This is a genomic window from Tumebacillus amylolyticus (assembly GCF_016722965.1).
In the GTDB taxonomy this organism is placed as follows: domain Bacteria; phylum Bacillota; class Bacilli; order Tumebacillales; family Tumebacillaceae; genus Tumebacillus; species Tumebacillus amylolyticus.
The window spans coordinates 1-23299 of sequence record NZ_JAEQNB010000006.1 but is presented as its reverse complement, the minus strand read 5'-3'; the positions used below and the strand labels follow the sequence as shown (position 1 = coordinate 23299).

At 55.9% G+C, this 23299-nt stretch carries 20 protein-coding genes, 3 tRNA genes and 1 rRNA gene; 2 read left to right on the top strand and 22 right to left on the bottom strand.

What is annotated here, in order from left to right; translation table 11 throughout:
• The first annotated feature begins 339 nt into the window (after positions 1–339).
• Complete coding sequence (locus tag JJB07_RS17790; RefSeq protein ID WP_201637382.1) at positions 340–690, top strand: hypothetical protein; 351 nt, start codon at positions 340–342, stop codon at positions 688–690.
• A gap of 198 nt (positions 691–888) precedes the next feature.
• On the opposite strand, the gene JJB07_RS17785 is transcribed toward JJB07_RS17790, so the two are convergent.
• From JJB07_RS17785 to JJB07_RS17700, 18 genes are all read right to left on the bottom strand, one after another.
• Entirely contained in the window at positions 889–1074 is a 186-nt protein-coding gene (locus JJB07_RS17785; protein WP_201637380.1) for a hypothetical protein, read from the bottom strand.
• Positions 1075–1154: 80 nt separating this feature from the next.
• Positions 1155–1358, bottom strand: coding sequence for a helix-turn-helix domain-containing protein (locus JJB07_RS17780; protein WP_201637378.1), 204 nt, complete (start codon positions 1356–1358; stop codon positions 1155–1157).
• Between the two features lie 63 nt (positions 1359–1421).
• Positions 1422–2510, bottom strand: coding sequence for an HD-GYP domain-containing protein (locus JJB07_RS17775; protein ID WP_201637376.1), 1089 nt, complete (start codon positions 2508–2510; stop codon positions 1422–1424).
• Between the two features lie 160 nt (positions 2511–2670).
• Entirely contained in the window at positions 2671–3639 is a 969-nt protein-coding gene (locus JJB07_RS17770) for an ABC transporter permease (protein WP_201637374.1), read from the bottom strand.
• Positions 3636–4694, bottom strand: a complete 1059-nt coding sequence (locus JJB07_RS17765) for an ABC transporter permease (protein WP_201637695.1) — start codon at positions 4692–4694, stop codon at positions 3636–3638. The genes JJB07_RS17770 and JJB07_RS17765 overlap by 4 nt, the downstream gene beginning before the upstream one ends.
• A gap of 14 nt (positions 4695–4708) precedes the next feature.
• Positions 4709–6226 carry an ATP-binding cassette domain-containing protein gene (locus tag JJB07_RS17760; RefSeq protein WP_201637372.1) on the bottom strand — a complete coding sequence of 506 codons (1518 nt, stop codon included), beginning with the start codon at positions 6224–6226 and terminating at the stop codon, positions 4709–4711.
• 80 nt (positions 6227–6306) lie between these two features.
• Positions 6307–7365 carry a BMP family lipoprotein gene (locus JJB07_RS17755; protein WP_201637370.1) on the bottom strand — a complete coding sequence of 353 codons (1059 nt, stop codon included), beginning with the start codon at positions 7363–7365 and terminating at the stop codon, positions 6307–6309.
• 83 nt (positions 7366–7448) lie between these two features.
• A complete protein-coding gene (locus JJB07_RS17750) occupies positions 7449–8171 on the bottom strand; it encodes a UTRA domain-containing protein (RefSeq protein ID WP_201637368.1) in 723 nt (240 codons plus the stop codon).
• Between the two features lie 157 nt (positions 8172–8328).
• Positions 8329–10944, bottom strand: a complete 2616-nt coding sequence (locus JJB07_RS17745) for an FtsK/SpoIIIE family DNA translocase (protein ID WP_201637366.1) — start codon at positions 10942–10944, stop codon at positions 8329–8331.
• A 124-nt stretch (positions 10945–11068) separates the two neighbouring features.
• Positions 11069–11284 carry a hypothetical protein gene (locus JJB07_RS17740; protein WP_201637364.1) on the bottom strand — a complete coding sequence of 72 codons (216 nt, stop codon included), beginning with the start codon at positions 11282–11284 and terminating at the stop codon, positions 11069–11071.
• A 29-nt stretch (positions 11285–11313) separates the two neighbouring features.
• Positions 11314–11532, bottom strand: a complete 219-nt coding sequence (locus tag JJB07_RS17735; RefSeq protein WP_201637362.1) for a YlzJ-like family protein — start codon at positions 11530–11532, stop codon at positions 11314–11316.
• Positions 11532–12317, bottom strand: coding sequence for a ClpP family protease (locus JJB07_RS17730; RefSeq protein ID WP_430727235.1), 786 nt, complete (start codon positions 12315–12317; stop codon positions 11532–11534). Before JJB07_RS17730 ends, JJB07_RS17735 begins: the two co-directional genes overlap by 1 nt.
• A gap of 118 nt (positions 12318–12435) precedes the next feature.
• Positions 12436–14103, bottom strand: a complete 1668-nt coding sequence (locus tag JJB07_RS17725; RefSeq protein ID WP_201637360.1) for a ribonuclease J — start codon at positions 14101–14103, stop codon at positions 12436–12438.
• Between the two features lie 129 nt (positions 14104–14232).
• Positions 14233–15639, bottom strand: coding sequence for an amino acid permease (locus JJB07_RS17720; protein ID WP_201637358.1), 1407 nt, complete (start codon positions 15637–15639; stop codon positions 14233–14235).
• A 125-nt stretch (positions 15640–15764) separates the two neighbouring features.
• A complete protein-coding gene (locus JJB07_RS17715) occupies positions 15765–18170 on the bottom strand; it encodes a M4 family metallopeptidase (protein ID WP_201637356.1) in 2406 nt (801 codons plus the stop codon).
• Between the two features lie 170 nt (positions 18171–18340).
• Complete coding sequence (locus tag JJB07_RS17710) at positions 18341–19393, bottom strand: NAD(P)H-dependent flavin oxidoreductase (RefSeq protein ID WP_201637354.1); 1053 nt, start codon at positions 19391–19393, stop codon at positions 18341–18343.
• Between the two features lie 21 nt (positions 19394–19414).
• Positions 19415–20341, bottom strand: coding sequence for an ABC transporter permease subunit (locus JJB07_RS17705; RefSeq protein ID WP_201637352.1), 927 nt, complete (start codon positions 20339–20341; stop codon positions 19415–19417).
• A complete protein-coding gene (locus tag JJB07_RS17700; protein WP_201637351.1) occupies positions 20338–22482 on the bottom strand; it encodes a YceI family protein in 2145 nt (714 codons plus the stop codon). Before JJB07_RS17700 ends, JJB07_RS17705 begins: the two co-directional genes overlap by 4 nt.
• A 113-nt stretch (positions 22483–22595) precedes the next feature.
• Between JJB07_RS17700 and JJB07_RS17695 the strand changes: the two genes are divergently transcribed.
• Entirely contained in the window at positions 22596–22832 is a 237-nt protein-coding gene (locus tag JJB07_RS17695; RefSeq protein ID WP_201637349.1) for a hypothetical protein, read from the top strand.
• 46 nt (positions 22833–22878) lie between these two features.
• Here JJB07_RS17695 and JJB07_RS17690 read toward each other — a convergent pair.
• From JJB07_RS17690 to JJB07_RS17675, 4 genes are all read right to left on the bottom strand, one after another.
• Positions 22879–22955 (bottom strand) — tRNA-Pro (locus JJB07_RS17690).
• Positions 22956–22964: 9 nt separating this feature from the next.
• Positions 22965–23046, bottom strand: a tRNA-Leu gene (locus JJB07_RS17685).
• A gap of 37 nt (positions 23047–23083) precedes the next feature.
• Positions 23084–23159, bottom strand: a tRNA-Thr gene (locus tag JJB07_RS17680).
• A 45-nt stretch (positions 23160–23204) separates the two neighbouring features.
• Positions 23205–23299: ribosomal RNA gene (locus JJB07_RS17675) — 23S ribosomal RNA — on the bottom strand; the annotation flags it as partial.

The window sequence follows — 23299 nt, the reverse complement described above, 5'->3', positions numbered from 1 at the left end:
TGAAGCCTGACCGTAAAATTTTACAGGTTATTACATATACAGTTCACGAAAGGTACTTTATCGCATGTAAAGAGGAAATCGACACAATTTAGAGTATTCTTTATTTTGAAAGAACTAAAACGACGCCTAAATCATAAATTTTACGATTCGCGTGACGCGAGCAGCACCAAACCCGGGCTCCCTGACCTCTATTACTTTTGTCCTATCCTTCCTTGAAGTTCTACCCGGCGACCTGCAGGAGTTTTTCAAGAAAAAGCGAAGATGGAAATAGACGCAAGTGTGCCGCCATCTTTGAATATGTATATCTAGAATCGCTGGCCATGAAGGGAGTGTAGTCGAATGGCTCAGAACCATCGAAAACGTTACGAATACACGCCGGATCAAGCCTTGTATCAGTTGGACTTCTATTTAAAAGCCTTGGAGGTCCCCTTCACGGTCAAAGACCTGTACCGCAAAGCGTACCAAGAGCGACTCGGCCCGCACTACAGTGACGAATGGCTGGAGGATTTGGAGCATGACCCGGATGTCCAAGAGAGCATGAGCGAATCGTTTACAACCCAGACGATCATCGAGACGTTGATGCGCGGCGGACATGAGCCGATCGTGCGCGCGCTGCTTCGTGAGACCCGCGAGTATGGCATCGGGTACTACCAAGCGATGATTGGCCGGATCAACAAGCGCAAGCCGTGACCGCTATGTGAAAAAAGCCACCGAGATTTCTCGGTGGCTTTTTCCTTGCGCTTTTCGGTTCCCTTCGCTCTCCTACTTCTGCTTCTGCCTACGGTACATCACCAGATACGCGATCATCCCGACGGCAGCCACAATCGTGGCAATCCAGATCCAATGCGCCAAAAACCACAGTGCAGGCGGCACAACGGACCCCCCTTTCTATGATTCCAAATGTCGGGCCAATTCCTCGACGAATCGTTTGATCGTCGATTCTGTACCAGGACCGAAGTCGGCGTCGAGTTGCTCGTATTCCTTCAAGTCGTTCGTCAGCACGTCAACCAACTGCTTGACTTCAGAGACGGGAAGTTCGTACAGGTTGATCATCTTTTGACTGTCCGACCTCACCCCAACACCTCCTTCGGTGGATGGCAATTGTGGTTAGCATGAGCGGGAGCAGGGGTTTTTACGCAAGAAATAAATTGAAATTACTTCGCGGTCTTCGGCCAAATCTGATCGACCGAGACGTTCAGCACCTTGGCCACTTTTTGTGCGACGTGGGGTTTGGGCTGCGTATTGTTCTCGACCATGTATTCAAGGGCGAGCGAAGAGACGCCGGTCAGTTCGGAAACTTTTTGTACCGTTAACTTCTGTTCCTTGAACAGGCGCTCCAGCGCGTTTTGCGATGCCATTGGGATGTTGTCCTCCTATCGTTGCCATTCTCCACCAGTATATCATAAAAAAAGAGAGCGACTCTAGATCGCTCTCACTTCTTCGATATACAAGTTGGATTGTTGCAGCAGGTCAATAAACCCGTTCTCCGTGCGCAACAGGGGCCGTGTAGGGCGGTCCGGGGGCACGAGCACGACGGTTCCTACCGTTCCGTCGTTGAGGACGACTTCGTTGCCGACGAAGAACGAGGTCATTTTTCGTACGAACAGTTGGACGATTTGCGGGTCGAGGGCCCCGAATGCGTCCTGTTGAACCTCGTCGAGCACGCGGTAGTAGCTCAGAGCGTCCTTGTACACACGGCGCGACGTCATCGCGTTGAATACGTCAGCCACGGCGACGATGCGCGCGATCGGAGCGATCTGGTCATGGCTCAAACCGCGGGGATACCCGCTCCCGTCGCTTCGTTCATGATGCTCATGCGCCGCCGCTGCGATGCGCACGTTCACGCCGGAGTTGCGGAGGATCTCGTAGCCATAAAAGGCGTGGTGTTTGACAATCTCGTACTCCTCCTCCGTCAAACGGGACGGTTTCTGCAGAATCGCGGGGTCGATGCGGCACTTCCCAATGTCATGCACCGTGCCCGCGAGCAGGAGTTCTTCACACTCACTCTCGCTTAGGCCCATCCACTCCCCGATCTGTTTGCTTAATAAGCCGACCCCGACCGAATGTTGGAACGTGTACTCGTCCAAGGTGCGCAAGTTGATCACCAAATGCAAAAAATTCGTCTCCTGCGCCATGCTGTCCGCCAAGTTGCGCAGTAAGTTCTTGGTGTTGTCCAAGTTGACCCGCCCGTAGATCTGCGCTTCTTGGAACAGGGTTTCCATGCAGCCGATCATGCTGTTGTAACAATCCATCAGTGTGGGTTTGGGCTGTGTGCTGACGTGCGTCGGAGCCGCCGGAATCTGCGACTCAAGCGGTGCCGCCGGGCCCACCATATACTCCACCACCCAAACTTCAATCGTCGCCATCTGCTTCAACCGCACGATCTGCGACGTGGTCAGCTCCGTTCCACTCGGCAGAACAAGTTGCCCTCGGTCGTTGTACACATCCCGTGACAAGACAGCTCCCGACTGCAAGCGAGTGACATATACTTTTCGTTCTTGAATGATCATACGCTTCCCCTCCCCCAAAACCAATCGGAGTCCTCAGATGACAAGCTGTCAGTGAAAATTATACCATCGAGACTAAAAGGTGTATAGGGAGAACTTAATGACGGTTAATAAAAAAGAGCCCCGAAAACGGGACTCTTTTACTTTTTCAAGACTTGTGGAATTAACGGCTGCCCTTTTCATAAGGCTTGCCCGAGGCTGCCGGTGCTTCGGCACGGCCGACGACACCCGCGAGTGCGAGTATGGTCAACAGGTACGGAAGTGCGTTCAAGAACTCACTGGGTACATACGCGGTGAGGCCGAGAACTTGCCCGGAGACCGCAAGTGCGGTCGCAAGGCCAAAGAACAGCGCTGCGCCCATCGCGCCGGCCGGATGCCACTTGCCGAAGATCATCGCCGCCAGCGCCATGAAGCCGTGACCGGAAACGGTCGAGTGCTGGAAGTTCGACGAGATCGCAATCGACAGCGTCCCGCCGCCGATGCCCGCTAGACCGCCGGACAGGATCACGGCAAGGTAACGGACTTTGCGCACGTTGACCCCGACGGTATCCGCTGCACGCGGATGTTCGCCGACCGCTCGCAGACGCAGACCGAACGGCGTCTTGTAGAGCATCCAGTACGCGAGACCGACGAGGATAAACGCAAGATACGAGGTCGGGTAGATCTTGAGAAGACCCGGCCCGATGACCGGGATGTCGCTCAGGAACGGGATGTTGACTTTCGTGAACACGTTCTGAACCGTCGTGGTCTGACCGGCTCCTTCGAAGAGCTTTTTGACCATGAAGAGAGCAAAACCGGCTGCGAAGAAGTTCAACGCGACACCCGAGACGACTTGGTCAGCTTTCAAGTCAATAGAAGCAACGGCGTGCGGGACGGCGAAAACCATCCCGGCGATCATCGCGGCGATAATGCCTAAGTACGGAGCCATCCAGCCCGGCAGACCCAAGGTCTCGCCTGTCCAGATCGTAACGACCGCTGCGGCGAACGCCCCGATGGTCATCAGACCCTCTAAGCCGATGTTGACGATGCCGGCACGCTCGTTGATGACGCCGCCGAGCGCCGCCAGGATCAACGGCGTGGAAAAAATGATCGTGCCGTTGAGTATGGTGATCAGCATATCGGTGAAATTCATTTCTGCGATACCCCCTGACGACGACGGAGCTTGCCGAGGAACCAATTGACGATGGTCGCTGCGGCGACGAAGTAGATGACGATCGAGATGACGATCTGGATCGATTCCGTCGGGATTCCTTCTACCCGTTGCATGTTGTCAGCCCCGAACGAGAGGCCGCCGAACAGCAACGCGCCGAAGATGACACCGAACGGGTTGTTGTTGCCGATCAACGCCACCGCGATCCCGTCAAACCCGATGCCGGTGAATCCGGCCGAGATCGCCATGTTGCCGTTGACGCCCAACACGTCGGTCGCGCCGCCAATGCCGGCCAGTACACCCGAGATGAGCATCGCACGGAAGATGTTTTTCGAGACGTTCATCCCCGCATACTCCGATGCGTGCGGGTTGAAGCCCACGGCGCGCAGTTCATAACCGGTCGTGGTCTTCATGAGCAACCAATAGCAAATCAGCGAGAACGCCAGCGCCAGCAACAGACCCCAGTTGATCCGTGCGCCTTCAAACAGGTCGGACAACCACTGGGCTTGCAACGACGCCGAGGGCAGGATGTCTTTGGAACGCTCCGACGCACCGATCAAGTACGTGCGAATCGTCCAGTTTGCCCCGAACAGCGCGATGTAGTTCAACATAATCGTCGTAATGACTTCATGAACGCCAAGTCTTGCTTTGAGCCAGCCGGCGATCCCGGCATAGAGGCCTGCTGCGATCATGGCGACGAGAATCGCCACGGCTGCATGCAAACCTGTGGGCAGGGTCCAAAATGCTCCGACCCACGCTGCCGCCAATTGACCGACGATGAATTGGCCTTCGACCCCGATGTTGAACAGGCCGGTACGGAACGCAAACGCGACCGCAAGACCTGCAAAGATCAGCGGGGTTACGGCGCGCAAGGTCTCGCCGATGAAATACATGTTGCCAAAAATCCCTTGGAAGACAGAGCCGAAGCCGACAATCGGGTTATACCCCATGAGCAGCATCAGCAACCCGCCCACGATAAGGCCTAGGATGACCGCCAATACCGGGACGAGGATCGCGTTCCAACGCGAAGTTTGCATCGAGGAGATCATGGTTACTTCCCTCCTTTGCCGCCGCCGGCCATGAGGAGGCCGAGCTGGTCATGGTCGGTCTCTTCCGGTTGGACGATCCCGACGATTTGGCCTTCATAGATAACGGCGATGCGGTCACTGACATTGAGGATCTCGTCTAATTCCAGCGAGATCAGCAACACCGCTTTGCCCGCGTCGCGCTGCTCGACCAGTTTTTTGTGAATGAACTCGATGGCACCGACGTCCAAACCGCGAGTCGGTTGCGCTGCGATCAGCAGGTCCGGGTTGCGATCGACCTCGCGGGCGATGATCCCCTTCTGCTGGTTCCCGCCGGACAGTGCACGAGCCGGTGTAAATTCACTCGGGGTGCGCACGTCAAACTGTCTGATCAGTTTGCGGGCATACTCGTAGATCGCGTTGTACCGCAACACGCCGCGCTTGGCGAACGGCGACTTGTAGTAGGTTTGCAACACCATGTTCTCGCCGATCGAATAGTCGAGGACGAGACCGTGCTTGTGGCGGTCTTCCGGGATGTGACCGACGCCTGATTCGACGATCTGGCGCGGTTTTTTGTTCTGCATCGGCTTGCCGTTGAGCAGAATCGAACCGGACTTGGATTTGCGCAAGCCGGTGATCGCTTCGATCAGTTCGGATTGGCCGTTGCCTTCGATCCCGGCGATGCCGAGAATCTCGCCCGCCTTGACTTCGAGGTTCAAGTTGCGCACCGCATCTGCACCGCGGCTGCCTTCGACGACGAGGTCTTGAATCTGCAACACCGGGCCTTGAGGTTGCGCCGGTGTTTTGTCCACTTCGAAGGTGACATGACGACCGACCATCTTGGAGGCGAGGTCATCGACGCTGGTGTCTTCAATCGAGACGGCATCGATGTATTGCCCCTTGCGGATGATCGTGCAACGGTCGCAGATCGCCATGATTTCCTTGAGTTTGTGGGTGATGAAAATGATCGTCTTGCCCTCGGAGACGAGGTTTTTCATGATCTGCATCAATTCGCCGATCTCTTGCGGTGTGAGGACCGCCGTCGGCTCGTCGAAGATCAAGATCTCGGCCCCTCTGTACAGGGTCTTGAGAATTTCAACCCGCTGTTGCATCCCGACCGAGATGTCGCGGATCTTCGCTTTCGGGTCGACACGCAGGCCGTAGCGGTCCGACAGTTCCTGTACATGGCGCTCCGCTTTGCGAATGTCGATCTTGGCGCCGACTTTGGGCTCCATGCCCAAGATGATGTTCTCCGTGACGGTAAACGGCTCGACCAACATGAAGTGCTGATGCACCATGCCGATTCCGAGTCGGTTCGCCATGTTCGGGTCGGTGATCTTCACCCGCTCTCCCCGGATGCGAATCTCGCCCTCATCCGGTTGATAGAGCCCGAACAACGTATTCATGAGCGTGGATTTCCCAGCCCCGTTCTCTCCGAGCAGTGCGTGAATTTCACCTTTTTGTACGATCAAGTTGATGTTGTCATTTGCTGTAAAACCATTGAATCGCTTGGTGATCCCCAGCATTTCGACGACAGCCGGCACAGCATTCCCTCCCTGCATTCCGGGTCTCTTACCCAAAAACAAGGCTAGTGGTTTGCTCACTAGCCTTGTTTCGTTGGAACTTACTTGAAGTTTTTGAACTCATCGGCGGTTGCCGGAACTTTGATCTTGCCGTCGATGATTTGCTTCTTGTAATCGTCCATCAAGGTGATAACGTCTTGCGGAGTGTTGTTCTTGGTGGTCGGAGCGTAGTCAACGCCGCCGTCCTTCAGTGCGAAGGTGGTGACTTTGCCGCCTTCGAACTTGCCGTCTTTGAGGTCTTTCGCGACGGTGTAGACTGCGTTGTCTACGCGCTTAACCATCGAAGACAGGGTGTTTTTCGGAGCGAGGTCGTATTGGTCACGGTCAACCCCGATAACCCAGTAGCCTGCACCGCGTTCCTTTGCTTCTGCAAAGACACCGTCGCCGGTTGCGCCGGACGCGTGGAAGATGATGTCATCGCCTTGTTGGTAGAGTTGGGAAGCGAGCAGTTTCCCTTTGTCCGGCTTGTCGAACGCGTCTGCGTAGACAGCGGTGACTTCTGCGGTCGGGTCAACCGTTTTAACGCCTGCTTTGAAGCCATATTCAAACTTCTCGATCAGAGCGAACTTCACGCCGCCGACGAACCCGACTTTGTGGGTCTTGGACATCTTCGCAGCGAGAACGCCCATGAGGAAGGAGCCTTCGTTTTCATTGAAGGTGACGGACTCAACGTTTTTCGGGATGTCGCCGCCGAGGTCGGAGTCGATGATCGCCAGTTTTGCGTTCGGATTGGCTTGTGCGACTTTTTTGATGTCGTCCGCCATCAGGAAGCCGATCCCCCACGTCAGGTCGACGTTGCCGCCCTTAACAAACGAGTTCAGGTTCGGGGTGTAGTCTTCCGCACGCTTGGATTCTGCCACTTTTTTGGTGATCCCGAGATCCTTCACCGCTTTGTCCAAACCTTCGTTCGCCGATTGGTTGAAGGAGTTGTCATGGATCCCGCCGATGTCGGTAACCATCGCAACGGTCAGTTTCTTGCCGGTGTCGGTACCGCCTTGGGCGTTGTCTTTCGTGTCGTTGCTGGAAGTTCCACAACCCGCTACCAGAGAAGCGGCCATAACAGAGGTAACCGCGAGACCCATTACTTTTTTCGCATTCATCCTATTTGTCCCTCACTTTTGGTTGTTTTGGTCAGAGCATCTCTTCGAAACCGATGCAAGGTATGTACTGAATGTAGGTTTCCCTACGGACGACGGCGCAACACGTGAAAATGAAAAGTATCCGTGCGGAAATAGTTGGACGACAGCAACACGGGTTGGTCGTTCGTGTCGAAATGCAACTGCTCCAACAAGAGCAGAGCTTCTCCCGGACGAACTCCGAGCGCCGCGAAAACGCTGTCATGGTGCGCAACCGGCTTGATTTCGGTCTGTGCATACGAAATCACGGAGCCTGACGCTTCCAACAACTCGAACAGGGAACCGTTGAATCCCTTCCAACCGTGCCGAAGCATACGGGCCGGGATGCGGTCTTCGCAATAGACGACAGGATCGCCGTCAGCGGTGCGGATGCGCGTCATGAAGTAGATCTGTTCGCGTTCGCTGAGGCTCAGCCGGTCGCGATCCTCCTCCGAGGGCAGCATCTCCCCGACCTGCTTCTCGATAGTCCCCGGGACACGGTTGGCCCGTTCGATCCACTCGGTCACACTGAACAGTTGCTCGATGCCAGCCCGTACGACAGAACGGTCTGCCAGGAACGTTCCGACGCCGTGACGTCGCACGACCACACCTTCCTCCTCTAACACGCGCAACGCTTCTCGCAACGTAGCCCGCGAGACGCCAAAGAGTTTGGCGAGTTCGAATTCGGAGGGCAAGCGGGTGCCGGGAGACCATTCTCCTTGGCTCATAAGTTCCTTCACGCGATCGATTACCAGCATGTACAGAGGACGAGTGTCCGGACGAATATTCACAGTAGCCTCCTTGGTCAGATGTCTGACACCATACCTATTCTACAAGTTTCGACTCATTCGCGCCAGATATTTTTTGGCATCTTTACAAAATCTCAAAGTTCTAAAAACAAATCTTTACCACGCTCTGTATATTCTCGCAAAAAAAGCGACTTCCGATTCATTCGGAAGTCGCCCCATTTTGTTGCATCATCGCCCACTGGTCACGGGTGACGCGTACTTCGCGCGGTTTGCTGCCTTCAAAAGGTCCGACAAATCCGCGGTCTTCCATCTGATCGACCAGCCGCGCAGCGCGGGCATAGCCGACTTTGAGCTTGCGTTGCAGCAGAGAAACGGATGCTTGCTGAGTTTCTGCAATCAAAGTGACCGCATCGTAGAACAGATCGTCGAGGTCGTCCTCGCCCGTCCCTTTGTCTTCGTCGGCGGACGGGCCGGAGAGATCGACGGTGTAGTTCGCCTCTCCTTGGGATTTCGAATAGGTGACGACCCGTTCGACTTCCGCATCGGAGAGGAACGCCCCTTGCACACGAACGGGCTTGGAAGCACCGACCGGCAGATAGAGCATATCGCCTCGACCGAGCAATTTTTCCGCTCCTGAACCATCGAGGATCGTGCGCGAGTCCACTTGCGACGAAACGGCAAACGCGATCCGCGACGGGATGTTCGCTTTGATGACGCCGGTAATGACGTCAACAGACGGACGTTGCGTTGCGATAATCATGTGAATCCCCGCCGCACGCGCCATTTGCGCCAACCGGCAGATCGCATCTTCGACGTCGCCCGGTGCGACCATCATCAGGTCTGCCAACTCGTCCACGATGACGACGATGTACGGGAGCGGTTGGGCTCCTTTTTCCACCATCATCGCGTTGTAGCCGTCCATGTTGCGCATGCCGGTCTTGGAGAACAGCTCGTAGCGGTGCTCCATCTCCGCGACGACTTTTTTCAGCGCATACGCAGCACGGCGCGGGTCGGTGACGACGGGAGCCATGAGGTGCGGGATGCCGTTGTAGACGTTGAGCTCGACCATTTTCGGGTCGACCATGATGAATTTGACTTCGGACGGTTTGGCTTTGTAGAGAATCGACGTGATGATCCCGTTGACGCAAACCGACTTCCCTGAACCTGTGGCACCCGCGACGAGAACGTGCGGCATCTTGGCGAGGTTGCCGACGATCGGCTGGCCGGAGATGTCGCGACCGAGCACGACGCTCAATTTGTTGTCACTCTGCAGGAACTCCGAGGTTTCCAACACTTCGCGCAGGGTGACGATGGCGACTTCTGCGTTCGGCACTTCGATGCCCACCGCCGACTTGCCGGGGATCGGGGCTTCGATTCGAATGTCCTTCGCTGCCAACGCGAGCGCGATGTCATCTGCGAGGTTGACGATCTTGGAAACTTTGACGCCGACGGCCGGCTGCACTTCGTATTGCGTGACGGTCGGTCCGATCTGGGCATTGACGACCTTCACTTGCACGCCGAAGCTCTCAAACGTTTGCTCCAATTTGCGGGCGTTCGCTTTCACGGCGTTGATCCCGACGCGGGCGGGGCCGTTATTCGGCAAGTCGAGCAGTGACATCGGCGGAATTTCGTAGTGATCTTCGACGGCCGGTGTGAAGTCGATCTTCAACGGCTCGACAGGTTCCACCTCGCCCGGCACCCCCTTGACCGGCATCGTCGGTGCAGAGGACGGCGGTTTGGGAGGTTCCTTGGCTTTGGTGAACGGTTCGCTTGGGAACTGCACTTTGATTTGCGGCGAGTCCTTGGCTTGGACGAAGCGCGGCAGTTCGATCGAAAGTGCGTCCTCCGCCCCTTCGCCCTCAGAAGGCTCGGTGTCCCATTGCTGTTCGCGGACCAATTGATCTGCGAAACTGCGGACGGTGAACTCCATGTCGCTCTCTCCCTCTTCGGGACGGGTGACCGGAATCGAGACGGGGCTTCTAGGGGGGCTGCTCACTTCTGCGACGACCGCATGCTCGTCCTCGTCATCCCAAGGAGGTGAGTCGTCGTAAAGCGAGACGACGTTGTCTTTCTTGGAAGCTGCGGCTGCGGCACGCTCCGCTTTTTCCTCGCGGCGGGCTTCTTTTTTCTCCCGCAGGAGGCCGGGCCATTCGCGCAGGGCTTCCCACGTGCCAGACATCCGTTTGGCGGCACGGTTCTTACCACTGCCGAGCGTCGCCACAAGCGAGCGCTTCGTGAACAGCAAGATCGAGATCAAACCGCCCACCAACAGGACGAAAAGGGTCCCTGCCGTATCAAACAGGTAATGGGTGGACATGAAGACCACGTATCCGGTGAGACCGCCGCCGGCGGATGGTTTCTGTTTGACCACTCCGGCTTTGGAGACGGGGACGCTGGTGTTGTAGTCCGCCTGCGCGGAGATCCGATCAATCGTGGCGCTCCACATGTTCGGAGGTTCTTTGAAATGAGCTTTGTTCAAGTCGTCGAACAAATTCAAATGCGACCATGTGAGGATCACGACCAAAAACAGCCCGATCCCCCACTGTCTGGCGTTCATCTTCAATCGTTGACGGTACACCATCAGATAAAGCGCGTAGTAGATCAAATACCATTCGAGCAACCAATCCAAGTTGCCGCCCAGCAGGATGAACAGATAGTCGATCGTCCGTCCCACCCAACCGGAAGCAGCCAACCCCAAAATCGCCGCTGCAATCAACGAGAGCCCGATGATTTCGAATTTGAGGAAGTTCTTGGCGAGGTCGATCTTGCTCGCGCCTTGATCCTTCGGTTTGGATTTAGGTTTTGCTCGTGCCATAGGTTCGCTCCGTTCCCTTCAAGAATTACTTTTACCAATTCTCCTGCACCTCCCCATTTTCCTCCAAAATCACGCGAAATAAAAAGCCGCCTGCTCGTGGCAGACGGCTTTTTCCCAACTCTCACTATTCGATGGTCATGATGCGAGACACCGGCACAGGAACCGGCGCACCGTCGAGCGGTTGCACTTGTACGACGTCCGGGGAGTTCGTGGAGACGAGACGGCCCGTGACGGTCTGGAGACCTTCGCGCTCCGAGAGGTGCGGTTTGTTGTTGGAGAGCGTGACGTTGACGGTCTGTCCGCTGTCCAGCACTTCGCGCAGTTTGGATTGAGTCGACATGTTGCCTACCTCCTTCTCAAATCAGATTCCTAAATCAGATTGACGGTCATCCCCGGTTGGTACGCCGGGTTTAGATAGGACTCTGGTTTCGGGCAGAGCAAACGGATGATTCGGCCCGTGCCGGGTTTCTCCGAGCTCGGCTCGACGACCATCTTCACGCCTTGAACTTCCGTTTCGATCCAGTTGTACGTCGTGTTCTCCATGCCTTCGAAAACGAACTCCTCCGGCACTGTGGACCACATCAGCATTACTGGATCACCTCTTTTTTGTACGTTCCTTCGCGGTATTGTCCGATCAATTCGTTGAGTTTCTTCAACGCCGGCCCGATGCCGCCAATCTCGTTGATCAGCCCGTACTTCACCGCATCGCGTCCCACGACCGTCGTGCCGATGTCGCGAGCCAATTCGCCGGTTGTCAGCATCAGTTCGCGGAATTTGTCTTCGGTGACATTCGAATGGGTGGTGACGAAGCGAATGACGCGCTCTTGCATTTTTTCCAGATACTCAAAGGACTGCGGCACGCCGATGACCAGACCGGTGAGGCGAATCGGGTGAATCGTCATCGTTGCGGTATCGGCAATAAACGAGAAGTCGGACGCCGTCGCAATCGGCACCCCAATGGAATGCCCGCCGCCAAGCACCAGCGTCACGGTCGGTTTGCTGAGCGACGAAATCATCTCCGACAGCGCCAGACCTGCCTCGACGTCACCGCCGACCGTGTTCAAGATGATCAGGACGCCTTCGATTTTTTTATCTTGTTCCGCAGCGACCAGTTGCGGAATGACGTGTTCGTACTTGGTGGTTTTGTTTTGCGGCGGGAGGACGACATGTCCCTCCACCTGCCCGATGACCGAAATGCAATAGATGTTCGAAGCTCCTGTGTCCGGAACGGACGGAGTGCCGAGTGCTTCGATGTTATCTGCCGGGCCTTTGCCGATCGGAAGGTCCATCGGCGGCATGCCCGGAGGGGTCTGCGGGACAACTGGCGGCATGCCCGGGGGCATATCCATCTTGCCATTCAACCAATCTTGCATGTGACCACTCTCCTCATCGTTCTCCTCCGTAGTATGACCACCTCGCCCCTCTTCATGCAAAAAAGTCCTGAACCTCCCAAGGGAGGATCAGGACTCTTTTTCAAAAAGGTGGTAGGGCTTACACTTCCATGATGATCGGGAGGATCATCGGACGGCGGCGAGTCTGCTCGTAGAGGAAGCGGCTGAGCGCATCGCGCACGCCGGTCTTGAGCGAAGACCACTCGCTGACGTTCTCCGCCACCATGCGCTGCAGGGTGCCGGTGACGATTTTGTTCGCTTCTTCCAGCAATTGCTCAGACTCACGAACGTAGACGAAGCCACGCGAGATGATGTCCGGACCGGAGAGAATCGTGCCGTCTTGCTTGGAAAGCGTCACGACGACGACGAGGATGCCGTCTTGCGAGAGCAGTTTGCGGTCGCGCAGGACGATGTTGCCCACGTCGCCGACGCCGAGACCGTCGATGAGGACGGTGCCGGACGGAACTTTCGCTCCGATGCGCGCTTTGCCGTTCTGCAGTTCGATCTGGTCGCCGATGTCAACGATGAAGCAGTTGTCCGGGTCAACCCCCGTGCCGACAGCGAGTTCGATGTGCTTCTTGAGCATACGATATTCGCCGTGAACCGGAACGAAGTACTTCGGACGCACCAGCGAGAGCATCAGTTTGAGCTCTTCTTGGGAAGCGTGACCGGAGACGTGAACGCCGGAAACGGATTGGTAGATGACTTTCGCGCCGATGCGGAACAGTTGGTCGATCGTGCGCGAGACGTATTTTTCGTTACCCGGGATCGGGGAAGACGCGATGATGACGGTGTCGCCCGGCATGATCTCGACTTTGCGGTGGGTTGCACGCGCCATGCGAGTCAGAGCGGACATCGCCTCGCCTTGCGAACCGGTCGAGAGGATGACGACTTTGTCAGCCGGGAGTTTGTTGATGTCGTCTGCGTCGATCAACGTGCCCTTGACAACGTGCAGGTAGCCGAGATCGATGGCGACGTTGATGTTGTTGACCATGGAACGGCCAACGACTGCGACTTTGCGACCGAACTTCTCGGCGGATTCGAAGACTTGTTGAATCCGGTGCAGGTTGGATGCGAAGGTCGCGAGGATGATGCGGCGGTCCGCTTGGCGGAACGCATCGTCGATCGTTTGACCTACAACGCGCTCGGACATCGTGAAGCCCGGACGCTCTGCGTTGGTGGAGTCGGACAGCATCGCGAGGACGCCCTTCTCCCCCAGTGCTGCCAGCATGTACATGTCTGCATGCTGACCGTCAACCGGCGTGAAGTCGAACTTGAAGTCGCCGGTGTGGACGATGATCCCCTCCGGCGTGTCGATCGCGAACCCGACCGTGTCCGGAATGGAGTGGTTGTTCAGGAACGGAGTGACGGTGAAAACGCCCGCCTTGATTCCCACGCGCGGGGAGATCGTAATGAGCTTGGTGACATCCAAGAGATTGTGTTCACGAAGTTTGCCCTCGACCAGACCCAAGGTCAGTCGGGTGCCGTACACCGGAACGTTGATGTGCTTCAAGAAGTACGGGAGTCCGCCGATGTGGTCTTCGTGACCGTGCGTCAGGAAAACCCCGCGGATTTTGTTCTTGTTCTCGATCAGATAGGTGATGTCCGGAATGACGATGTCAATACCGAGCATTTCCTCTTCCGGAAACTTGAGACCCGTGTCCACCACAATGATGTCATTGCCAAATACATACGCTGTCATATTCTTGCCGATTTCCCCAACGCCGCCCAACGGGATAATCGACAATTTGTTGTTCGTCTTGCTCAAATCTACACCTCCGTTATAAAAAAAGCCGTATTGGAAACCTTGTCCTAGTTCGTGTCACCAGAAACCCGTACCAGTCACTTGGTAAATATTATACATGAACACCCCAGTCGTTACAAGAGAACCTTGAACCTAGTATTTCCGCGAGTGACGCGCCTTACTACTCCATCCAAGGTAGGACAAACAGACGACCGCGATGATGGCGGCTGCATAATACGCCCCCATTCGAAAGTCAGGAACCCGCAACGACATCACGGCCAGCACGACGATGGCGACAAGGGTCACGACCGCGCCGGGTCGTCCGAAGATCAACTTGGATTGGAATGTCTCCTGCGGAGAGCGTTTTTTCCACCACACAAGGAATGTTACGAGGTTCAAACTCCAGTTCAAGAACGTGAAGTACGACGATGCCGATACCAAATAATTGAAGAGATTGGACGGCATGACGTACGACACGCCCACGACCAGCAAACACGCTCCCCCGACGACCATCCAGGCGTTGCGATAGAGACCGCTCGGTTGGCGACGCAAGAACGTATGCGGCGCTTTTTTCCCCTCGGCGAGCGAGACGAGCATCGTCATCGTGGAGTAATACGTCGCCGCCATCACGGAGAACGCTGCGACCAAGATCACGGCGTTCATCACATCGGCCGCCAAACCGTGCCCGCCTGCGGTCAACGCTTGCACAAAGGGAGACTTGTCCGTATAGACCGTGCTCCAGTTTGTCAAGCTCACCAACACGAGCATCGACAAGGCGTACAGCGCCAGGATGCCAAACGTCAAGTAAACGGCTGCACGCGGGATGTCGCGCTTGGGTTTCTCCGCTTCAGACGAAGCCATCGCGATTGCACCGATGCCGGAGTAGCAGAAGATCACGACCAGCATCGACTGCAACAACCCCCTCCCCCCGGTTGGGAAAAAAGCCCGCGGCCCCGCAAACGGCGCGGGCGACACCAGAGCTCCTTGGCGGACGATCGCATACGCGCCGATTCCGATGAAGCCGAGCAACGCCAGCACTTTGACGGCACCAAGCACCGTCTCAATTCGCCCGAAGTTCTGTACGCCCAGCGCGTTTAGACCGACGACGGCGAGTGTGAACACCGTGGCGAGGATTGGAGTCGGGATGTGCGGCAACCACAGATGAGCGAACACCCCCATCGCCAACGCTTCCGATCCCAATCCGAGGACGCCTGATGAAAAGACCACCCATCCGATCAAGAACCCGTAAAACGGACCCAGCATCTGCTCGGCGTAGACGCGAAATGATCCATGCGCCAACCGGTTGACGTTGACGCTCGTCATCGCCCCCAGAACCTGCATCATAATCAGGCCACCGAGCAGAAATGCCAACACGACCGCCGGACCTGCTTGGTGTACCGCCAAGCCTGAGCCGAGGAAAAACCCTGCTCCGATAATACCTCCGATGCCGATTCCGGCGAGGCTTACCGCGTGTAAGCCTTTGACGGCGGCTGCCCCCTTGACATTGGCACCGCTTCCGTCGAGAGGGGCCTTGACGGGCGGTTTACGTGTTTTTTGCATCCCATTCCCCCTTGCGTCGTGATGTTGTTTGATATACTATGTCCGACAAAGTGCGTATTTATATAGAAAAAAGCCGTCCTCAGCTCCGAAACGGATGCGTAGGACGGCTTTTTTTTGAAAAAAGATTACTTGCCTTGGATCGGGTACACCGGAGATACGTTTTCGGTCGCCAGCGGAGTCGCGGAGAAGTATGCAACTTGGTCGATCGAGTAGCCCCATGCGGTGACGGAATAGTCGGACGTGAGCTGCGAAGAGACGGTGTCGCCGTCTACGTAGACCCAGAACGCTGCTTGCGTGCCGCTGTAGGTGTTTTTCACGGTGCCGGTTTTGTCTTTGATTTTTACGAAGTCGTAGCCGGACTCGGTTTCAAAGCGCGAGAAGTGCAGACCTACTTTGGTTGCGCCCGCTTTGGTGTAGGAGTGAACAGCACCGGTGTACGAGTTGGTGTACGGGTGCGGGGTATCGAATGCTTTGGTTTCGTAGTACCAGTTGCCTACCGGAGCGGAGGTCGGGTACGTTGCGGTCAGGGAGTACGACGAAGCGCTGGTTGCGCCGTTGTAGCCGATGACTTTCGCGTAGAAGGTGCCTGCTGCTGCTGCGGTGTACGAGATCGATTCGGCGGTGGTGCTGCCGTTGATCGATTTGCCGAGCTGCGTGCCTGCTGCATCGTAGAAGTACAGGTCGTAGTCTTTCGGCAGGTTGGAGAGGGACAGCGAGATCGAGCCGGATGCTGCGGTGGTGAACTTGAACCAGTCAACGTCAGATGCGGACGAGATCGTACCGGAGTACGCCGTGCCGGACGTGATCGGACCGTATGCAGACGATTGGGAATCGTTCGGCTCGTATTGGTCGCCCGGAGTCGGAACGGACGGAACGACGCCGACGTTGGTCCATGCGTTGGTGACTGCGGTCACTTCGGTGGAACCTGCACCGAACAGGTCGGTCGCAGCTTGGATGGTTGCGTTGCGCGCATCGATGAACTGCGAGGAAGCCGTCATGTATTGAGTCAGCGCACGGTACCAGACTTTACCTGCGTTGTCGCGGGTAACGCCGGCCGTTGTGACGAAGTTGTAGAACGCTTTGTTCGGAATCCCGGAGTTGGTGTGAACGCCGCCGTTGTCAGACGAAGTGTTCACGTATTGGGACATGTTTTCCGGGTCGCCGTACGCGGACGGAGAGGACATCGAACGCAGAGCGTCGCCTGCAGTGCCCGGGGTGTAGATGTCTTCGCCGACGAGCCAGTTGTTGTCCGCTTTGTTCTCGATCAGGTTGCCCATGACATCGGACCAGGACTCGTTGAGTGCGCCGGATTGGTAGGAGTAGGTCAGATTCGCGGTGCGCTCGGTGACGCCGTGGGAGATCTCGTGGCCGACAACGTCAAGGCCGCCGGAGAATGCGATGAAGGTCGAGCCGTCGCCATCGCCGTATACCATCTGGGTGCCGTCCCAGAATGCGTTGTTGTAGTTGGTGCTGTAGTGAACGGTTTGTTTCATCGTGCCGCCCGCGTTGTCAAACGAGTTGCGGCCCAGTTTGTTGTAGTAGTAATCGTAGACAACCCCTGCGTAGACGTGAGCGTCAACGGCAGCCGGATCGGTCCAGACGTTGTCGGTGTCGGTCAACAGCGTGCCCGGCGTCGTGGAGCCGTTTTTCGCCGTGTAGGTTTCGATCTTGCCGCCGGTGGAGTACATCGGCTTGGTGATGTCGCGCAGGTTGTAGGTGCCGGTGACCGACTCGGTGTTGATCGACTTGGTGTCGCCGAGGACGCCTTTACCGGAACCGACTGCTGCTGCGAATTCGACTTTGTCGATTTTGTTCAGGACGGAACCGTCATGTGCATCGACGAAGACATCCCAGTACGCCGGAGCGTTGTTCTCAAGCGTCGAGAGTTCGACGAGGTATGCCAGGTGGTAGGCGCTGTCCTGCGTTTGGTAGATGTAGAGATCGGATTTCTCAATGTTGAAGTTCTTCACATTGGTCAGGCCGGTGTCTTTTTTCGCTGCTTTCAGCGCGTCTGCGGAGGAAACTTTCGCTTTGGTGTTCAGGCCTTTTGCTTTCACTTCCGGGTCGAAGTACCCGTTGATGGAAGAAGCATCGCCGTTTTTATCTGCGTGGAGGATCAGTTCATTGCCAAAGACCGGGACGCCGTTGAAGGTTTGTTGGAACTTGAACATCTTGGTGTTCAAGTTGTCGGTCGATTGCACGGACAGTTTCAGTTCGTCCGCAGCAGAGGACATGTCGAACAGGTCTTTGTTCTCTTCGAGAATTGCCACTGCATCGCTTGCGTTGTTGAGTTTCTTCGCCGAAACTTTACCAGATACGAAGTTCGGGACGCCTTTTTTCTCGTTCCAAGAGATTTTCTCATTGCCTTTGGAGTCAGCGGCAATCTTGCCGGCAACTGCCCCCTGCTTAAGTTTTTTGTCAATCGCTTTGTCCTTGCCAACCCCTGCAGCCGTAGCCGAGGAACCGGTGGTCGCTACCGCAAAAACGAGTGCGGAAACGACTGCCAACGCAGTCCAACGTTTCTTGTTCATGAATGATCCTCCCTTTTGTTTAGCTTTCTTTTTAACAACTTAGATCGATTGGTTATAAATATATGACACCTAAAGTAACTTGTAAAGTATTTTCGGAAAATTTTTATTCTTATTTCGGAACTCGTCAAAAAAGCACCCTCTCACGTGTTTACGCGAAAGGGTGCTTTTACTTAAAATCCCAGTTTAACGAGGTCTTGCGCGATGCGGCGGAGAAGTTCCCCTGCCGGTTCTCGTCGGGCAAGGCGTGTACCCTGTCCTGCCCACATGGACATAAATTCCGTGCGGTTGAGACGGGCCGCTCCTTGGCGTATGTCGCGGGTAAGCGCGTTTTGGATCGGGTACGGCGAGAGGAGGTCTGCACAGGGCTTCATCTCTTGGTGGAACGTGTTGGTCAGGCCGCGTGCCGCTTTGCCTGAGAACTCGCAAATCGTCGTGATCTGCTCCTCCGTGCTTTCCAAGATCGCTTGTTGGTAGTGCGGGTGCGCCCCGCTTTCGTCGCAGGTAAGAAACGCGGTACCCAGTTGCGCCGCTTCTGCACCGAGCAGGAGTGAAGCCGCCACTCCGCGGGCGTCCATAATTCCTCCGGCCGCGATGACCGGGATGGCGACGGCGTCCACGATTTGCGGAATCAACGCCATCGTTCCGATCATCGCTTCCTGCCAAGGTCCGGCAAACGTCCCCCGGTGACCGCCCGCCTCACTCCCCTGCCCGACGATCAGGTCAACGCCGCTTTTTTCAAGTATTATGGCTTCGCGGACTGTGGTTGCGGTTCCGCAGAGGAGGATGCCTTGTTTTTTACAAGCTTGCATCCATCGGGGTGGCAGAAGTCCAAAGGTGAAGGAGAAAACCGGGATGTTCTCTTCCAAAACGACCGCCATCTGCTCGTCGAACGACTCGGCAAACTTGCTGAGCGGGACCGGGTCCGGGAGGCCGAGTTCGGTGCGGAACGGCTTCATTTTTTCCTGAATGGCGGCAATTTGATCGGCGTCGGGAGTTACGGGCTCCGTCAGCAAGAGGTTGACGGCGAACGGACGTGATGTCAGTGCGCGAATCTCACGGATGGCGCTTCTCATCTGGTCGGGCGTCATATACCCTGCCCCAAGCGTTCCCAGTCCGCCTGCGTTGGACACTGCTGCGACCAACTGCGGGGTGGTCGAACCGCCGGCCATCCCGGCTTGGATCAGTGGGAGTTCAATTCCCAAGGCTTCCGTCACTCTCGTCATGCTTGCAACACTCTCCTCAGCTTAACGTCTCAGCAGCGGGTTCACCCAGAGGCGAAGCAACTGCGTAAGGATTTTGATACCGAAAAAGTAGATGGCTAGGACCATCAACAACGTGGCCAGCAACTTTGCCATTACGGGGGCAAAGGCGGACACCCCTTGGAAATACCACGTCACGCCCGGGAGGTTGAACAGCTTCTCGACCACGACCAGCCCGGAAGCTGCGAACGCCGCCATTTTGGGCAAGACGGAGAGCACAGAGTCGGCGGCGGGACGCAGAACGTGTTTGAGGAACACGTACCGGAACGGGAGTCCCTTGCCGCGCAACGTTCGGATGTAGTCTTGGTGCAGCGCTTCTCGGCAGGCGTTGACGGTGTAGAGGAACAGGTACGCCGAGATCGGCAGCGCAATGGTGGTGATCGGCAGGAAGTTGACGGGCTTGTTGTAGACTTCCACGACTCCGATGACGTAGGAGCCCGTCCATTGGTCGATTTTGATCGCCGCCATTTGGAGCAGCAAGATCAAGAGCAGATCCGGAATGGACGTCAGGACGTTGTGCCAGCCGATCACGAGTCGGCGGAGTTTTTCCGGTAAAAAGAAGGTCAGGCAGCCGAAGAACATCCCGACCACCGTTCCGATCAGAAGTCCCGGCACTAACACTTTCGCCGAACGCCCTGTCATGTCGGCGATCAGTTTGAGAATTTCGGTGCTTGAGTTCGCTCCTCTGACGCGCACGGAGAGCGACCCGAGGTCACCGCGTGCGAGGTCGTGGAGATAGCTTTTTACGTTCGCTGTGTAGGTATCGGAGGAAAAACGGATGTGGTCCGGTTCGACTTGCAGATACACGCTCTGGATGTCTACATGGTTCCCCCGATACCAATCGAAGAGCAGAAACCCGAGCAACAACAAGGCAAACAACGTGGAAACTGCGATGATTCGTCTCTTGGTCATGGACGCTTCCCTCCTTGCTGTGGCGTAAACTCGGCAACGCCTCCGTGCAGCCACGTTTCAAAATACGTGCGTACGCCGGGGCCGAGTTCCTGTTCAAACAGGGAGATCAAATCTTCGCCGTGTGCGTTTTTGTAGCGGTAGGTTTCAAAGTATTGCTGCAACACGCGGTCCATCGTTTCCTGCCCCACCGCTTGGTCGAGATGGTAGAACATCAGGGAGCCTTTTTGGTAGGCGAGGCCGCCGTAGGAGGACCAGCCGGAGAACATGTCGAGAGAGTTGGCCATGAGCTCGCCGTTTTTTTCATATGTTTGGATGGTTTGTAGGTTTTTCTCGCGGGCTTCGATCATGCCTTTGCCCGTCATGTGGTCGTTCTCCAGGAGGTAGCGCATGTTGGTGTAATCGTTCAGTCCTTCGTCCAGCCAGGACTCGCGGATCTGGTCGCTGCCGACAGCGCTGTACCACCATTGGTGCCCTGTTTCGTGGAGCACGGTGAACATGCCTTTTGGGTCGGGGGTGTTGAAATAGTCGCCATTGATGAAGACGAGACCGGGGTATTCCATTCCGCTGGTGAAGCCTACCGGGACGACATCGTACTCCGGGAACGGGTATTGCCCGTAGTGTTGGTTGAAATAGGCAATCGATTTCGTCGCGGTGTCATGGAGTTGTTGGACAGAATAGGCATTGTCCGCTTTGCGGTACCAGGTTTTGACTTGCACGCCGCCGACGTTCTCTTGTGACGACACGTAGGTGTCGTCGAGGGCCACCATGGCGAACTCGCGCACTTGTGGGGCTGAGATCTTGTACCGACGTTGCTTGCCGTCGTCGCTGATTTCGAGATCGGAGCCGGTGCTCGCGATGCGGTAGGTGTTCGGGACGGTGGCATTGACTTCGTAGTTGGCTGCTTCGCTGTAGAACGGGTCGCCGATCGCGTAGTAGGGATCGAGTCGCCAGGCCGATTTTTCAAAAACGGCGCGGATCGGCAGCCAGTTGCCCAGCCAGATTTCGTGTTCGTTGTAGGCGATGCGTCCCTGGTTGCGCGGGATGATCAGGTGGAAGTCGAGTTTGACCGTTGCGTCGGCACCCGGTTGCCAAGATGGGAGCGGGACTTGAAGTAAGGTTTTCTGGACTTGGACAGGGACTTCCTGCCCGTTAACTTCCACGCGGGAGATGTCAATCCAGCCGGGAAGGTTGTATTGAGTGCCGAGAAGCTTTTGCCAGACAGGGGTCTGGAGTTCTTCGGTGTGTTCGAATTGGTTCGGATAGAGATGGAAGTAGAGCGAATTTTGAACGGTTTGGGTATCGTTTTTGGTGTGAATTTCGACGGTGCCGTTGACCGTTTGATCGGCCGGATTGAGGTTGACGTTCGCTTTGTACGTTGTGGTCATGTCCGCTTTCGGATTCGGTGTGGCGAGAGTGGCGACGTCCACGTTCGACACCTTTTTTTCCGGCGAGAGGCCGCCGTGATCTTCCAAGATCAGTTGCAGTTGGATTTGACCGTCCGGTTCGGCACTCAGCCACCCGCCGTCTGCGATTGGGAGGCCGAAGTCCGGCATGTGGATGGTTGATTTGGATTGCAAGAAAAGGCGACCGTCGAGGTACTTGGCTTCGGTGTCGAGTTCAACAGGTTTGGTGACGCCGTGGAGCGTAAGGTTTCCTTTGAGGATGAAGCGCTGCGCTTTTTTCGGTTGCCATTGCTTGGGCCAGGAGCCGATGGATTTGAGTTCGAATTGGGCTTGTGGGTATTGGTCGGCGTTTAAGTAGTTCTCGCCTCTTGCCGAATGGTCGCGCATGGCATTGCCGGAATCGAGGGATGCGATGTCGACGGTGGCGACGGCTTTCATCGTTTCCGGCTTGTTGACGTCGAGGTCCCAATAGCCTGTGACATGCGGAAATTTGAAATTGACCGACTCTCCACCGCTCTTGATCGTCATGTACGCGGCCGATTCGTCGCTGATCGTCCATTCCTTGTCGAGTTGGATGACTTGCATTCTCTCCCCACCGCTGTTGGCGTTGGCAGGTTCCGGCATGCGAATCGAGAAGGCAGTTGGCAGAAAGGCGATGAGGATGATAAACACGATCATCACCGCAAGTCCGGCGAGATTGCGTGTGAGAATGCTAAAAATGCGTTTGAAAATAGCCATAGGTCATACGGTCCTCCTTTCCCTTGCCCTGTCTTAGACACAAATTTACAGTTTTGGTTTCACGATAGACAGAATCTTTGGTATACTGCGTTTATGAGGGGGTGGGTCGCTTGATGAACAGCCGTCGGAAGTTGCATGAAACCGAGCTCTATGTGGAGCCATTGCCTGAGGAAGAGAGTCGTCGGCCTTTTAACAGCGTGCTCCGTCATGCCGACACCATCGCCGGTTTTCGAACGGCGAAGCACGGCGGGCAAGTCAAGAAATGGTATCGGGTGTACGCGTGGATTTCGTTCCTCTTGTTCGCAGGCACGATGATTTGGAACGCCGTGAAGTTTTTGCGGCAGATGTAAAAAAAAGCTCGATCTCCGAAGAGATCGAGCTTTTTTGTAGCAAAGTTGGTCGGAATGCAGGGATTCGAACCCTGGACCTCACGCTCCCGAAGCGTGCGCGCTACCAAGCTGCGCTACATTCCGATACAGAAATGGTGCCGGAGAAGGGACTCGAACCCCCACGGTTTCCCGTTCGATTTTGAGTCGAATGCGTCTGCCATTCCGCCACTCCGGCCTATGTGATTTCTGTAGGTGTTGCAAGGGTGAAGCAGTGGTGCCGCTTACCGGAATCGAACCGATGACCTATTCATTACGAGTGAATCGCTCTACCAACTGAGCTAAAGCGGCAGGATGAAACTGGATGGAGCAAACTTTGTGTGTGATTCAAGAACTTAGGATAAGCCCTCGACCGATTAGTACTGGTCAGCTGAATGCCTCGCGGCACGTACACCTCCAGCCTATCAACCCTGTCGTCTACAGGGGGTCTT

Coding starts and splice junctions, on each gene's coding strand:
- JJB07_RS17765 (WP_201637695.1), bottom strand. CDS start 4,694: ATGCAAACTTCGCGTTGGAACGCGATCCTCGTCCCGGTATTGGCGGTC.
- JJB07_RS17775 (WP_201637376.1), bottom strand. CDS start 2,510: ATGATCATTCAAGAACGAAAAGTATATGTCACTCGCTTGCAGTCGGGA.
- JJB07_RS17695 (WP_201637349.1), top strand. CDS start 22,596: ATGAACAGCCGTCGGAAGTTGCATGAAACCGAGCTCTATGTGGAGCCA.
- JJB07_RS17770 (WP_201637374.1), bottom strand. CDS start 3,639: ATGAATTTCACCGATATGCTGATCACCATACTCAACGGCACGATCATT.
- JJB07_RS17740 (WP_201637364.1), bottom strand. CDS start 11,284: ATGTCGACTCAATCCAAACTGCGCGAAGTGCTGGACAGCGGACAGACC.
- JJB07_RS17755 (WP_201637370.1), bottom strand. CDS start 7,365: ATGAATGCGAAAAAAGTAATGGGTCTCGCGGTTACCTCTGTTATGGCC.
- JJB07_RS17715 (WP_201637356.1), bottom strand. CDS start 18,170: ATGAACAAGAAACGTTGGACTGCGTTGGCAGTCGTTTCCGCACTCGTT.
- JJB07_RS17720 (WP_201637358.1), bottom strand. CDS start 15,639: ATGCAAAAAACACGTAAACCGCCCGTCAAGGCCCCTCTCGACGGAAGC.
- JJB07_RS17710 (WP_201637354.1), bottom strand. CDS start 19,393: ATGACGAGAGTGACGGAAGCCTTGGGAATTGAACTCCCACTGATCCAA.
- JJB07_RS17700 (WP_201637351.1), bottom strand. CDS start 22,482: ATGGCTATTTTCAAACGCATTTTTAGCATTCTCACACGCAATCTCGCC.
- JJB07_RS17705 (WP_201637352.1), bottom strand. CDS start 20,341: ATGACCAAGAGACGAATCATCGCAGTTTCCACGTTGTTTGCCTTGTTG.
- JJB07_RS17730 (WP_430727235.1), bottom strand. CDS start 12,317: ATGCAAGATTGGTTGAATGGCAAGATGGATATGCCCCCGGGCATGCCG.
- JJB07_RS17780 (WP_201637378.1), bottom strand. CDS start 1,358: ATGGCATCGCAAAACGCGCTGGAGCGCCTGTTCAAGGAACAGAAGTTA.
- JJB07_RS17735 (WP_201637362.1), bottom strand. CDS start 11,532: ATGCTGATGTGGTCCACAGTGCCGGAGGAGTTCGTTTTCGAAGGCATG.
- JJB07_RS17790 (WP_201637382.1), top strand. CDS start 340: ATGGCTCAGAACCATCGAAAACGTTACGAATACACGCCGGATCAAGCC.
- JJB07_RS17745 (WP_201637366.1), bottom strand. CDS start 10,944: ATGGCACGAGCAAAACCTAAATCCAAACCGAAGGATCAAGGCGCGAGC.